The organism is Bacteroides sp. 2_2_4, assembly GCF_000157055.1.
Classification (GTDB): Bacteria; Bacteroidota; Bacteroidia; order Bacteroidales; family Bacteroidaceae; genus Bacteroides; species Bacteroides ovatus.
The window spans coordinates 143,667-157,014 of record NZ_EQ973367.1; the positions used below are offsets into that span (position 1 = coordinate 143,667).

At 42.7% G+C, this 13,348-nt stretch carries 13 protein-coding genes; 10 read left to right on the plus strand and 3 right to left on the minus strand.

Annotation, left to right across the window (positions count from 1 at the left end):
• Nucleotides 1–40: 40 nt before the first annotated feature.
• Entirely contained in the window at nucleotides 41–994 is a 954-nt protein-coding gene (locus BSCG_RS04955) for a tyrosine-type DNA invertase cluster 3b (RefSeq protein WP_008777059.1), read from the minus strand.
• Nucleotides 995–1,125: 131 nt separating this feature from the next.
• Between BSCG_RS04955 and BSCG_RS04950 the strand changes: the two genes are divergently transcribed.
• The 8 genes from BSCG_RS04950 to glyA all read left to right on the plus strand — a co-directional run bounded on the left by BSCG_RS04950 (nucleotide 1,126) and on the right by glyA (nucleotide 7,179).
• Nucleotides 1,126–1,515, plus strand: a complete 390-nt coding sequence (locus BSCG_RS04950; protein WP_008777060.1) for a DUF4119 family protein — start codon at nucleotides 1,126–1,128, stop codon at nucleotides 1,513–1,515.
• 249 nt (nucleotides 1,516–1,764) lie between these two features.
• Nucleotides 1,765–2,109 (plus strand): SH3 beta-barrel fold-containing protein, encoded by a 345-nt coding sequence (locus BSCG_RS04945; RefSeq protein ID WP_008648001.1) that lies wholly within the window; start codon nucleotides 1,765–1,767, stop codon nucleotides 2,107–2,109.
• A 23-nt stretch (nucleotides 2,110–2,132) separates the two neighbouring features.
• Nucleotides 2,133–2,912 (plus strand): DUF4373 domain-containing protein, encoded by a 780-nt coding sequence (locus tag BSCG_RS04940; RefSeq protein ID WP_008648002.1) that lies wholly within the window; start codon nucleotides 2,133–2,135, stop codon nucleotides 2,910–2,912.
• A gap of 112 nt (nucleotides 2,913–3,024) precedes the next feature.
• Complete coding sequence (gene pyrB, locus BSCG_RS04935) at nucleotides 3,025–3,966, plus strand: aspartate carbamoyltransferase (RefSeq protein WP_004325807.1); 942 nt, start codon at nucleotides 3,025–3,027, stop codon at nucleotides 3,964–3,966.
• Nucleotides 3,963–4,424, plus strand: coding sequence for an aspartate carbamoyltransferase regulatory subunit (gene pyrI, locus BSCG_RS04930; protein ID WP_004295791.1), 462 nt, complete (start codon nucleotides 3,963–3,965; stop codon nucleotides 4,422–4,424). Before pyrB ends, pyrI begins: the two co-directional genes overlap by 4 nt.
• A gap of 16 nt (nucleotides 4,425–4,440) precedes the next feature.
• Entirely contained in the window at nucleotides 4,441–5,010 is a 570-nt protein-coding gene (locus BSCG_RS04925; protein WP_004325806.1) for a flavin reductase family protein, read from the plus strand.
• A gap of 16 nt (nucleotides 5,011–5,026) precedes the next feature.
• Complete coding sequence (locus BSCG_RS04920) at nucleotides 5,027–5,764, plus strand: porin family protein (RefSeq protein WP_004295789.1); 738 nt, start codon at nucleotides 5,027–5,029, stop codon at nucleotides 5,762–5,764.
• 134 nt (nucleotides 5,765–5,898) lie between these two features.
• Entirely contained in the window at nucleotides 5,899–7,179 is a 1,281-nt protein-coding gene (gene glyA, locus BSCG_RS04915; protein ID WP_004295787.1) for a serine hydroxymethyltransferase, read from the plus strand.
• Nucleotides 7,180–7,517: 338 nt separating this feature from the next.
• Here the strand turns inward: glyA and BSCG_RS04910 are convergent, their stop codons facing one another.
• Nucleotides 7,518–9,185: a formate--tetrahydrofolate ligase gene (locus BSCG_RS04910; protein WP_004295785.1), complete on the minus strand. Its 1,668-nt coding sequence runs from the start codon at nucleotides 9,183–9,185 to the stop codon at nucleotides 7,518–7,520.
• 167 nt (nucleotides 9,186–9,352) lie between these two features.
• On the opposite strand from BSCG_RS04910, the gene aspT reads away from it, so the two are divergent.
• Together aspT and aspD are read left to right on the plus strand one after the other, a co-directional pair.
• On the plus strand, nucleotides 9,353–11,047 hold the full coding sequence (aspT, locus tag BSCG_RS04905) for an aspartate-alanine antiporter (RefSeq protein WP_008777061.1): 1,695 nt from the start codon (nucleotides 9,353–9,355) through the stop codon (nucleotides 11,045–11,047).
• A gap of 22 nt (nucleotides 11,048–11,069) precedes the next feature.
• Nucleotides 11,070–12,713 carry an aspartate 4-decarboxylase gene (aspD, locus tag BSCG_RS04900; RefSeq protein WP_004295783.1) on the plus strand — a complete coding sequence of 548 codons (1,644 nt, stop codon included), beginning with the start codon at nucleotides 11,070–11,072 and terminating at the stop codon, nucleotides 12,711–12,713.
• 175 nt (nucleotides 12,714–12,888) lie between these two features.
• Here the strand turns inward: aspD and BSCG_RS04895 are convergent.
• Nucleotides 12,889–13,348: outer membrane beta-barrel protein (locus tag BSCG_RS04895; RefSeq protein WP_032849725.1), on the minus strand; the 460-nt coding region annotated here is incomplete at its 5' end.

The following is a 13,348-nucleotide window of genomic DNA, read 5'->3' on the forward strand; positions in this document are numbered from 1 at the left end:
AGAAACATTTCGCCCTTGATTTCTAATACTTTATCGTCAATTATCTACCTAAACGATAGTTTCTAATGTAAGATAAATTCCCTTTATTTACCTCTGTACGTTCTCTTAGCTCAAAACCTTTTAAATAGATTTGTGTGGTTTTTATAGATTTATGTCCCAATGATTCACTAATCATTTCAATTGGCACTCCACGATACTTGGCTGTCGTTGCCCAGGAATGGCGAAGTGTGTAAGAAGAAACGGGAGAATTCAAACGTAGAGCTCTCGCCAAATCCTTCAAACTATTATTGAATCTTCGAAGAGCAGACTGATATTCACGGTATGCCCTTTCATCCTTTCGTTTCTTGTTACCGCAAAGTATGTCGAACAGATAGTTCGGACAATCGGGAATGGGTTCCTGATTATTTCGGAGTTGATTAATCATTCCCCTGGCAGTATCAAGCACTTCCACGCTCATGGGAGTTTTCGTCTTGATTCGATTATAACGTAATACACTCTGCTCTAAAGCTGATTTTTCCAGATGCGCTAAATCGGCGAATGACATTCCACAAAACTGGAACATCAGGGCGGCAATAGTTTGTGTGCGACGTAAACGCTCCGATTTGGGATCCTCATATAGAAGTTTGTGCAATTCACCGGCAGGCAAAGCTTTCTTTTGGCGGACATCCACGCCTGTATAGACATCATGAAATAATCGGGGAACATAAGGAGCACTACCCGCTTCCACTCCCCGATTGTAAATGCTACGAAGCATACGCATATACGTAGAAATCGTATTAGGCTTCAAACCACACTCATAAAGATACTGACCATAACGTCGTAAACGTTCTTTGGTGACCTGTCTGAACGACATATTCAACGTACCACAAAACTTACTGAAAGAATAAAGGGCATTCTTATAGACATGCGCTGTAGAATAACGCCCCTCCTTTCGTAAACGATTGATGTAGTTCTCCCCACATCGACTAAATCCATTTTTATTCATCATTTGCATCACTAGTTATTTTATATATATACTATTTGGCAAGCGGCAAAAGAACAAATCTTTTTGCACGTTTAATTCCGCTTTCCAGATATTATTTTTAGAATTAATATATATTTAACCAACGTTAAAATTAGTAGATTATGAAAAGTAAAAATGCCAAAAAAGGTAGTAAAAACGGCAAGGTGAAAAGAAATGTCCAAACAATGAAAAAAGCCCCCAGGAGGCATTCAAGGGAAGAAATCATCAGTGAAGAAGAACTGGATAACAGAATAGCAATCGATGGAGATATCCGTCTTTATTTCACCATGTATTTAAAAATCTTTATTGATGGACATTTCCGCCATCCCAAGAAAAGAAAGCTGATAAATCTAGCCCAATATATCTATGACCAAAAAGTATTATACATCCACAAACACGGTGGCTATAAGTTAATGGAACTTAGTAGTATACATGCTGAATTAGGGGCATTGAGAAAACCTGTTGAAGAAGAGTACATGAAAGAGAAAAAGGAAAAAAGAAGAACAAGCTGAAAAGATCAAAAGCAAGTACTAAAAAAAATAATGGGACAGTTGGAATATAAGGCTTACCTTCGCCGCCGTTTTCAACCGGTCGAAAACTAACAGATTTTCTCTTAAAAAAATAGTGACGGTATGCTATCGTTATAGCGTCACTATAATGAAAGGATAGTGACGCTATGACAACAACATACCGTCACTATCTATAAGGGAAGATTTACGCTCAAACAGAAATTTATTTTTCAAAATTAAAAACAGAAGAAAATGAGACAAAAAATCAGGAAAGGCAAGTTAGAAGCTTGCAAATTAGTATGGAAAAAACGTATTACTGCTGAAAAGGGGATTTCGGATAAATGTGCGGAGAGAATTGTACAAGAGTGCATTAAACTAATAGATCGCATGTTGTATGGGAATGTAGTGATAGCTTTTTACAAGCAGGATGGCACGTTTTGTCTGGAAAGAGGAACACTGGTAGGATATGAAAAATTCTTCCATAGAGAATTCAATATCACAGCAAAACAAGAGTCTATTCTCTATTGGAGTGAAGAACAAAAAGGATGGAGAAGATTTATGATCGGGAACCTGATGGAGTGGAGAGCTATTGTATAAGTTAGATCAAAATATATTGAACAATGAATATGATTAATAAAGGGATACCTTATTTTCCGACACCGGCAAACTTCTTTGACGAAGAAGTGATGGAACTATTAGAAGCTAAGTTTGGAGTATTAGCTTCTTACATTGTCATGCGATTGCTTTGTAAAATATATAAAGAGGGATATTATATCTCTTGGGGAAAGGAACAAAACCTGATTTTCGTCCGTAAAGTGGGCGGCGGGATCAAAGAGGACATGATGGAAAAGATTGTCGACCTATTATTGGAAAAAGGATTTTTCCATAAGGAAACCTACGAAAAATACGGCATACTCACTTCGGAACAGATTCAAAGGGTGTGGTTTGAAGCTACTACACGAAGGAAAATAGATTTCTCCCAACTACCTTATTTATTAGAGACCAAGAAGAAAAAAGGGATGCAAAAAGAAGAGTTGAACGCGGAAAATGCAGACATTTTTGAAACTCAAGAGGAGGTGAGTCAAGAAAATGCAGACATTTCCCGACAAACTAAACTAAAGGAAACTAAACTAAATTCTGAAGAAGAAGAAATTAACGATGCTTCGATTGAAATTCCGGGGTATGCCTACAATCTGGCTACACACAACATAGCAGGATTGATGGAGAGTCTGGACAACCATAAAGTGACTGACCCAAAAGAGAAACAGACGATTCTCCGGCTATCGGACTATGGCAGGAAAGGCACCCAGGTGTGGAAACTGCTCTCCAATACGGCCTGGAGTAAAATCGGAGCACCGGGGAAATATATCATTGCAGCGTTAGCTAGCGGACGGAAATAAACCGACTGATTAAAAGCTGATAAAAAAGGTACGAAAAATCTGTGCTTTTCACAAATTCTTCGTACCTTTACGCTCCGGTAAAACAAGTTCTATCCACATAAAAGATAACAAAATGGAAAACAGAAGTTTAGTAACCATTGCCGAACATTCTAAAGAAAAAATCCTCTACATGCTCGAAATGGCGAAGCAGTTTGAAATGAACCCCAATCGCCGGTTATTACAAGGAAAGGTTGTAGCAACCCTGTTCTTTGAACCTTCCACCCGTACCCGCTTGAGTTTTGAAACAGCTGCCAACCGTCTCGGTGCACGAGTAATCGGATTCTCTGACCCCAAAGCTACCAGCTCTTCCAAAGGGGAAACACTTAAAGACACGATCATGATGGTGAGCAACTATGCAGATATTATCGTCATGCGACACTATCTCGAAGGAGCTGCACGGTATGCCAGCGAAGTAGCCCCGGTGCCCATTGTCAACGCAGGTGACGGAGCCAACCAGCACCCGTCGCAGACGATGCTCGATCTCTACTCTATCTACAAGACACAAGGAACGCTGGAAAATCTGAACATTTTCCTGGTGGGTGACTTGAAATACGGCCGCACCGTACATTCTTTGCTGATGGCGATGCGACACTTTAATCCGACTTTCCACTTCATCGCTCCCGAAGAGCTGAAAATGCCGGAAGAATACAAACTTTACTGTAAAACGCACCAAATAAAATACGTTGAACATACGGATTTTACCGAAGAGATTATCGCTGACGCCGATATTCTGTACATGACCCGTGTGCAACGCGAACGTTTCACCGACCTGATGGAATATGAACGGGTGAAGAATGTATATATTCTCCGTAACAAAATGCTGGAAAACACACGTCCGAACCTGCGTATCCTGCACCCGCTTCCCCGTGTCAACGAAATTGCTTACGATGTGGATGACAATCCGAAAGCATATTATTTCCAACAGGCACAAAACGGTCTGTATGCCCGCGAAGCAATCCTTTGCGATGTATTAGGTATCACATTAGATGACGTTAAAAACGATATTTTATTATGAGCGAAAATAAACAAGCATTGCAAGTAGCTGCCCTGAAAAACGGGACAGTGATTGACCATATCCCATCCGAAAAGCTCTTTACCGTAGTGCAACTGCTCGGTGTGGAACAGATGACTAGCAATATCACTATCGGATTCAACCTCGACAGCAAGAAGCTGGGTAAAAAAGGGATCATCAAGATTGCAGATAAATTCTTCTGCGACGAAGAGATTAACCGTATTTCAGTAGTTGCCCCGCACGTCAAGCTGAATATCATCCGCGATTACGAAGTAGTGGAAAAGAAAGAGGTGAAAATGCCGGATGAACTTCGGGGCATCGTGAAATGTGCCAATCCGAAATGTATCACCAACAACGAACCGATGGCCACTATCTTTCATGTGATAGACAAGGATAATTGTATCGTAAAGTGCCATTATTGCGAGAAAGAGCAGAAACGTGAAGAGATTACAATCCTCTGAATAAACGTATAGCCCTATGAAACAGGACTGGAAACCAGGAACGATGATCTATCCGCTGCCGGCTGTACTAGTCAGCTGCGGAAAGGAAGAAAGCGAATATAATATGTTCACAGTAGCATGGACGGGTACGATTTGTACAAACCCGCCCATGTGTTATATATCCGTACGTCCGGAACGCCATTCTTATGACATTATCAAAAAAAACATGGAGTTTGTCATCAACCTGACAACGAAAGATATGGCTTTTGCCACTGACTGGTGCGGAGTTCGTTCGGGACGTGATTATCATAAATTTGATGAGATGAAGCTGACACCCGGACAGTGTACGGTGGTTAGTGCTCCGTTGATTGAAGAATCTCCTCTCTGCATTGAATGCCGTGTGAAAGAAATCATCTCTCTCGGCTCACACGATATGTTTATCGCTGACGTAGTAAATGTGCGTGCGGACGACCGGAACCTGAATCCTGAAACCGGAAAGCTGGAACTGGCCGAAGCCAATCCGCTGGTATATGTGCACGGAGGATATTATAATCTGGGAGAGAAAATCGGTAAGTTCGGTTGGAGTGTAGAAAAGAAGAAATCATAAAAAGTGCGATATTGCCATGAATATGCTGCGTAAATTCATCCTTCCCGGTTTGTTAGCTATAGCCTGCACGGCTGTCGGCCAGAACTATAACGCAGAAAAAGTAGACCGCCCCAATACAAAAAAAATAAATATCGGTATCAAGGCGGGATTCAACTCTTCCATGTTCATGGTGTCTGAACTGAAAATTAAGGATGTAACTATCGATGAGGTGCAGAATAACTACAAGATAGGTTATTTCGGCGCCCTCTTTATGCGCATCAACATGAAGAAGCATTTCATTCAGCCGGAAGTGTCCTATAATGTAAGCAAATGTGAGATCACTTTCGATAAGCTCGGTTCGCAGCATCCTGCCATCGAGCCTGATTATGCTTCCGTGCAATCGGTGTTGCACAGTGTGGATTTCCCTATTTTATACGGCTATAATGTGGTGAAAAAAGGGCCTTACGGAATGTCTATCTTCGCAGGCCCCAAACTTCGCTACTTATGGGGAAAACACAATGAAATCACTTTTAAGAATTTTGACCAAAAAGGGATTCACGAAAGGCTGTATCCGTTCAATGTCAGTGCAGTGATCGGTGTAGGCGTCAACATCTCCCGTATCTTTTTCGATTTCCGCTACGAGCAAGGCATCGGAAATATCTCCAAGTCCATCATTTACGACAATATCAATTCCGACGGCAGCACAGGAGTGAGCAACATTATTTTCCGTCGCCGTGACAGCGCGTTAAGTTTTTCGCTGGGATTCATCCTTTAAGAATAAAATATCATTAAATCCGGCTTTTTACTAACATTTTTCTTGTACTTCCTTCATTCTTTATTTATTTTCATTAACTTTGTGCGCTTAAAATAGGTATCTCGAATTAGAAATTTAATCTTACTTATAAAAGAATGAAAAGAGACGACATCATTTTCGACATCATCGAAAAAGAGCATCAACGTCAGTTGAAAGGAATCGAGCTTATTGCATCAGAAAATTTTGTGAGTGACCAGGTTATGCAGGCAATGGGTTCTTGCCTGACTAACAAGTACGCAGAAGGTTATCCCGGCAAACGTTATTACGGAGGTTGCGAAGTAGTAGACCAAAGCGAACAAATCGCTATCGACCGCCTGAAAGAAATTTTTGGCGCGGAATGGGCAAACGTACAACCACACTCGGGAGCACAAGCTAATGCTGCTGTTTTCCTCGCAGTTCTGAATCCGGGCGACAAATTCATGGGATTAAATCTTGCACACGGCGGACACCTTTCTCATGGCTCACTGGTAAACACTTCCGGTATCATCTATACTCCTTGCGAATATAACCTGAATCAGGAAACTGGACGCGTTGACTACGACCAGATGGAAGAAGTCGCTCTACGTGAGAAACCGAAAATGATTATCGGTGGTGGTTCTGCATACTCTCGTGAATGGGATTACAAACGTATGCGTGAAATCGCCGACAAAGTAGGCGCTATCCTGATGATTGACATGGCTCACCCTGCCGGCCTGATCGCTGCCGGAGTGCTCGAAAATCCGGTTAAATATGCACATATCGTCACTTCTACTACACATAAAACACTTCGCGGACCTCGTGGTGGTGTCATCATGATGGGTAAGGATTTCCCCAATCCGTGGGGAAAGACCACTCCGAAAGGTGAGATCAAGATGATGTCTCAATTACTGGATTCTGCCGTATTCCCAGGGGTTCAAGGCGGACCGTTGGAACATGTAATTGCTGCTAAAGCAGTTGCTTTCGGTGAAATCCTGCAACCTGAATTTAAGGAATATGCTAAACAAGTACAAAAGAACGCTGCTGTACTTGCACAGGCTTTGATTGACCGTGGCTTTACTATCGTTTCCGGTGGTACAGACAACCACTCTATGTTGGTCGACCTGCGTAGCAAATATCCTGAACTGACAGGTAAAGTGGCAGAAAAAGCATTGGTTTCTGCCGATATTACTGTTAACAAGAACATGGTTCCGTTCGACAGCCGTTCAGCTTTCCAGACTTCCGGTATCCGTTTGGGTACTCCTGCTATCACAACTCGTGGTGCAAAAGAAGATTTGATGCTCGAAATTGCTGAAATGATCGAGACTGTATTGTCTAACGTAGAAAATGAGGAAGTTATTGCACAAGTACGTGCACGTGTCAATGAGACAATGAAGAAATATCCTCTTTTTGCTTATTAAAAAACGATTTCAAAGCTAATAGCTTCACTGTTATCAGCTTTATTTCTTATTTATAAGGTCTGCTCTTTGTGAAAGGAGCAGGCTTTTTTTATTTATTAACGGTCCCGCCCGAACCATCTGTCCATATTTTCGTTTTTCTTACTATAAAAGAAATATATGATGTCATATATCACTCATAGCAAGGACGAATTCAACCGTACAGTGTGCAAGAAGAGAAAACAGAAGCGCACTGGACTCTATATACAGTCATCCCCGTCTTTCCACATTTTATTTCATAGGGAAAGACGGGGATTTATTTTACCGGCATCATACCGGAATATTTTTTTGAGGTATATATTTTAGCTCAATCCTTCTATTTCTCCATCCACAATATCGATGTGCAATGCCTGCGGCTCCTTGGGTAATCCCGGCATACGAAGAATTTCTCCGGCAATGGCTACAATCATTTCAGCTCCGTTATTGATAACAATATCTTTAATATGGAACTCGAAGTTGTTTACCGCACCATAAATCTTTGGATCGGCAGAAAATGAATATTGTGTTTTCGCAATACAAACCGGATAATGAGTAATTCCCATTTTCTCGATCAGTTTGATACGGTTGCGGGCAATACTGCTATAAGTAATAACGCTGGCTCCGTAAATATTAGTGGCTACCTTTTCAATCTTCTGCTGTATGCTATCTTCTTCTTTATAAGTGTAGCGTAAAGATTCGGACGGATTGTTCTCTATGGTATCTACTACCAGACGGGCCATATCTACTGCTCCCTCTCCTCCTTCACTGAACGCATTGTTAATGGCGAAACCCACTCCCAACTGTTCGCAATGTTCGCGCAGTAATTCCATTTCTTCATCCGTATCGGATGCAAACTTATTGAAAGCTACGATGATGGTCTGACCGAATGAGCGAAGGTTACGAACGTGTTTGTCGAGATTACGCAATCCTTCTTTCAAGCCTTCCATATTCGGCTCTTTGATACGGTCGAGACTGACACCTCCGTGCATCTTTAATCCTTGTGCCGTAGCGACAATCACCGTGAGACGTGGTTGGAGTCCGCTCTTGCGGCATTTGATATTATAGAATTTTTCTGCACCGAGATCGGCACCGAATCCGGCTTCTGTTATTACATAATCACCGAAAGACATTGCCAATTTAGTGGCCAGAATAGAGTTACAACCATGTGCGATATTAGCAAACGGACCACCATGTACAAAAGCAGCGGTTCCTTCGGTAGTCTGCACTAAATTAGGATGGATAGCATCTTTCAACAACACAGTGATGGCTCCTGCCACTCCCAAATCTTTCACAGTAAAAGGTTGGTCGTCATACGTGAAGCCCAACAGGATATTTTCAATACGGCGACGCAGATCACTCACATCTTTGGAAAGGCAAAGAATTGCCATAATCTCCGAAGCAGGAGTAATATCGAAACCGGACTCTTGGGTAATCCCGTTCGATTTAGGTCCGAGGCCGACAACGATGCTGCGCAACGAACGGTCGTTCACGTCAAGCACTCTCCGCCAAAGAATTTCTTTCAATCCGAAACCTTTTGCCTGGTTCTGATAGAGATAATTATCAAGCAGGGCGGAAATCATGTTATGGGCAGAAGTGATGGCATGAAAATCTCCGGTAAAATGGAGGTTAATTTTGTCCATCGGAAGCACTTGTGCATATCCCCCACCGGCTGCTCCTCCCTTCATTCCGAAACATGGACCGAGAGACGGCTCGCGAAGAGCGACAATCGCATTCTTTCCAATTTTATTCAATCCCAAAGCGAGACCGATAGATACTGTAGTTTTGCCAATGCCCGCTTTGGTTGCTGTGATAGCAGTTACCAGAATGAGATTGCTTTTCTTCACTTTCTCTTCATCAATCAGTTGTTCGGGGATCTTTGCTATGTAGCGGCCATAATTCTCCACTTCCTCACGAGGGATTCCGATACCTTCGGCAACTTGCTTAATCTTCTTCAGCTCAATACTGCGAGCTATTTCTATGTCTGATTTCATACAGAATATGATTAGTTTTATTTTTGAAGGAACAAAAGTATAACAAAAAAGCGAAATAGAGAAATTTAAAGTTCGACGGATATTATATCTCTATTTTTCATAACACAACAAACTCTTTTTACGCTATAACTGTTGTAAATGACATAACCTAAAACAACAACTTAATTATGGAATGGATTATTAATCAACTAAGGGTACATCCTGAACTTGCTATTTTCCTGACGCTCTTTGCCGGGTTCTGGCTTGGCAGACTCAAAATAGGGAAATTCTCCTTGGGGACAGTCACCAGCGTTCTTCTGGTCGGAGTATTGGTCGGACAACTGAATATCACTGTAGATGGTCCGATGAAAGCTGTGTTCTTTCTGCTTTTCTTATTTGCCGTTGGCTATAAGGTAGGTCCGCAGTTTTTCCGCGGATTGAAGAAAGACGGCCTGCCACAAGTGGGATTTGCCGTACTGATGTGTATTGTCAGTCTGGTAGCCCCGTGGATACTGGCCAAAATCATGGGATATCATGTAGGAGAAGCTGCCGGACTGTTGGCAGGCTCACAAACAATATCCGCCGTTATCGGCGTGGCAAGCGATACGATCAACCAGCTGGGAATCAGCGATGCACAGAAAGCCACGTTCATCAATGCAATTCCGGTAGCGTATGCCGTAACTTATATTTTCGGAACGGCCGGTTCGGCGTGGATTCTGGCTTCTCTCGGCCCTAAAATGCTGGGTGGACTGGATAAGGTGAAGGCCGACTGCAAGGAATTGGAGGCTCAAATGGGAACATCGGAAGCTGACGAACCCGGATTTTCCCCGGCTCTTCGTCCGGTTGTGTTCCGTGCTTATAAAATCACCAATGAATGGTTTGACAAAGGAAAGAAAGTCAGTGAACTCGAAGCTTATCTATGTAAAAATGATAAACGGCTGTTTGTAGAACGGATTCGTCAAAAAAGAGTGGTGAAGGAAGTAGATCCGAACCTGATTCTTCATAAGAATGACGAAGTGGTACTTAGCGGACGCCGTGAATTTGTGATTGGAGAAGAAGACTGGATCGGTCCGGAAGTGATTGATGCACAATTACTCGACTTCCCTGCAGAAACTCTTCCTGTAATGGTGACCCACCGGACTTTTGCCGGAGAAACGGTTTCCAAAATCAGGGCGCAGAAGTTTATGCACGGGGTTAGTATCCGGAATATCAAACGTGCCGGAATCAATGTTCCGGTATTGCCTAAAACGATTGTAGATTCGGGAGATATTCTCGAACTTACCGGTCTTAAACATGAAGTGGAAAGTGCTGCCAAACAAATGGGCTATATTGACCGGCCTACCAACCAGACGGATATGATCTTCGTTGGATTGGGTATTTTGCTCGGTGGTCTTTTCGGTGCACTGGCTATTCATCTGGGAGGTGTTCCTATCAGTCTTTCTACCAGTGGCGGCGCATTGATAGCCGGACTTCTGTTCGGTTGGCTACGCAGCAAGCATCCTACTTTCGGAGGTATCCCCGAACCTTCTTTATGGGTATTGAATAATGTAGGACTGAATATGTTTATCGCAGTGGTCGGTATCGCCGCAGGTCCCAGTTTCATTGCCGGATTCAAGGAAGTAGGCGTCAGTCTGTTTATCGTCGGCGCATTGGCAACGGTCATTCCTCTCCTCGCCGGATTGCTGATGGCGAGATACTTGTTCAAATTCCACCCTGCCCTGTCATTGGGATGTACGGCAGGAGCACGTACTACAACAGCTGCATTGGGAGCTATTCAGGATGCAGTGGAAAGCGACACACCGGCATTAGGATATACGGTGACGTATGCAGTCGGCAATACGCTCCTGATTATCTGGGGAGTTGTCATCGTACTACTTATGTAAAACTATATAAATAAATATCATTATGGAAAAGAAAACAAATAACCCTGCCATTACCAAAAGTTATGCCAAGAAAATGGAAACGATCAGCCCGTTCGAGCTGAAAAACAAACTGATCAATATGGCAGATGAAAGTATCAAGAAGATAGCACATACCATGTTGAATGCCGGAAGAGGTAACCCGAACTGGATTGCTACCGAACCACGCGAAGCCTTTTTTCTGCTGGGACAATTCGGCCTTTGCGAATGTCGTCATGCGTTTTCACTGGAAGAAGGAATAGCAGGTATTCCGCAAAAGGCGGGAATTGCTGCCCGTTTCGAGGCTTTCCTGAAAGAAAACGAGAAAGCTCCCGGTGCTAACCTGTTGAAAGAGGGCTATAATTATATGCTGATGGAACATGCTGCCGATCCGGATACGCTTATTCACGAATGGGCGGAATCGGTGATTGGCGACCAGTATCCTGTGCCCGACCGTATTTTACATTTTACGGAGTTAATCGTACAGGATTACCTGGCGCAAGAGATGTGTGACCGCCGTCCGCCGAAAGGAACTTTTGACCTTTTCGCGACTGAAGGAGGTACAGCAGCCATGTGTTATCTGTTCGATTCTTTGCAAGAGAATTTCCTGTTGAACCAGGGGGATGCTATTGCTTTGATGGTTCCTGTGTTCACTCCTTATATAGAAATCCCGGAACTGCGACGCTATCAGTTCGACGTTACCGAAATTTCTGCCGACCAGATGACTCCTGACGGTTTACATACCTGGCAGTATAAGGATGAAGATATAGACAAGCTGAAAGATCCGCGGATCAAAGCGTTGTTTATCACCAATCCGAGCAACCCGCCCAGCTATGCACTTAGCAAAGAGACTACCGAACGTATCATCAACATTGTGAAGAATGATAATCCGAACCTGATGATTATCACGGATGATGTGTACGGAACGTTTATTCCTCATTTCCGTTCATTGATGGCAGAGTTGCCGCACAATACGCTTTGCGTTTATTCGTTCTCCAAATATTTCGGAGCTACAGGATGGAGAACCGCTGTGATCGCTCTACACGAAGACAACATCTACGACAAAATGATTGCCCGCCTGTCGGAGGAGCAGAAATCAATATTAAACAAACGTTATTCCAGCCTTAGCCTGCAACCGGAAAAGATGAAATTTATTGACCGCATGGTGGCTGACAGCCGACAAATTGCGCTGAATCATACTGCAGGGCTTTCCCTGCCCCAACAGATACAGATGAGTTTGTTTGCCCTCTTCTCGCTTTTGGATAAAGAGGACAGTTATAAAGCCAAGATGCAGGAAATTATTCATCGCCGCCTGCATGCATTGTGGGATAATACAGGTTTCACACTGGTAGAAGATCCGCTGCGTGCCGGATATTATTCGGAGATTGATATGCTGGTATGGGCGAAGAAATTCTATGGGGATGACTTCGTTACTTATCTGCAAAAGACCTACAATCCATTGGATGTGGTTTTCCGCCTGGCAAACGAAACTTCACTCGTTCTGTTGAATGGTGGTGGCTTTGCCGGACCGAAATGGAGTGTGCGTGTGTCACTAGCCAATTTGAATGAGGCCGATTATGTGAAAATCGGACAAAGCATCAAGTGTGTGTTGGAAGAATATGCCCAAACATGGAAAGCATCAAAAGAATGAACTAAGTAGTTCATTTTATAAATGAGAATTTAATTCAGACAGAAGAACATAAGAACAAAAAATAAAATAGCAGTTAAATAAACAACAGAAATAATTTTCAAAGCGCAGCATTTATGTTCTTTTGTTCTTATGTCTGAAATTTTTCTCGCTCTTATGTCTAAAAATTAATTAGCGTTTATTTAAAACGGGAGGTATCTACTTCTTCCCTTTTCTTCTCTTTGTATCCCCCAAACTTATAGTTAAACGAAACGCCGAATGTACGGGTGGTCCGCATATAATGGTTCTTTACATTCTGCAATCCGTAGCGAACTTGTGTCGAAACGGTAGAAGTGTTGAATATATCATCACACTTCAAGGTTAGTTGTGCTTTTCCTTTTGCAAAGGTGTAACGAAGTGCCGCATCCAGGTTTCCCGAACGGGGAAGATCGAAAATACCCTGGATGGCTCTATTTTGATAGAATCCGGTCAAAGTGAATTTTAAGTCGGGTTTTGTGGAAAGGGTAAAGGTGTTGTTCATCGTCAACACAAATGTATATAGTTTACGGTCAAACGGGATATCCCAAAAATCACTGTCTTTTTGGCGATAGCGAAAGCCGATGGCTGTAATACGGGAGTCCAGCCATTTTTTTACCTTG

Coding starts and splice junctions, on each gene's coding strand:
- pyrB (WP_004325807.1), top strand. CDS start 3,025: ATGGAAAACAGAAGTTTAGTAACCATTGCCGAACATTCTAAAGAAAAA.
- BSCG_RS04920 (WP_004295789.1), top strand. CDS start 5,027: ATGAATATGCTGCGTAAATTCATCCTTCCCGGTTTGTTAGCTATAGCC.
- aspT (WP_008777061.1), top strand. CDS start 9,353: ATGGAATGGATTATTAATCAACTAAGGGTACATCCTGAACTTGCTATT.
- BSCG_RS04910 (WP_004295785.1), bottom strand. CDS start 9,185: ATGAAATCAGACATAGAAATAGCTCGCAGTATTGAGCTGAAGAAGATT.
- BSCG_RS04940 (WP_008648002.1), top strand. CDS start 2,133: ATGAATATGATTAATAAAGGGATACCTTATTTTCCGACACCGGCAAAC.
- BSCG_RS04950 (WP_008777060.1), top strand. CDS start 1,126: ATGAAAAGTAAAAATGCCAAAAAAGGTAGTAAAAACGGCAAGGTGAAA.
- BSCG_RS04925 (WP_004325806.1), top strand. CDS start 4,441: ATGAAACAGGACTGGAAACCAGGAACGATGATCTATCCGCTGCCGGCT.
- aspD (WP_004295783.1), top strand. CDS start 11,070: ATGGAAAAGAAAACAAATAACCCTGCCATTACCAAAAGTTATGCCAAG.
- BSCG_RS04945 (WP_008648001.1), top strand. CDS start 1,765: ATGAGACAAAAAATCAGGAAAGGCAAGTTAGAAGCTTGCAAATTAGTA.
- glyA (WP_004295787.1), top strand. CDS start 5,899: ATGAAAAGAGACGACATCATTTTCGACATCATCGAAAAAGAGCATCAA.
- pyrI (WP_004295791.1), top strand. CDS start 3,963: ATGAGCGAAAATAAACAAGCATTGCAAGTAGCTGCCCTGAAAAACGGG.
- BSCG_RS04955 (WP_008777059.1), bottom strand. CDS start 994: ATGCAAATGATGAATAAAAATGGATTTAGTCGATGTGGGGAGAACTAC.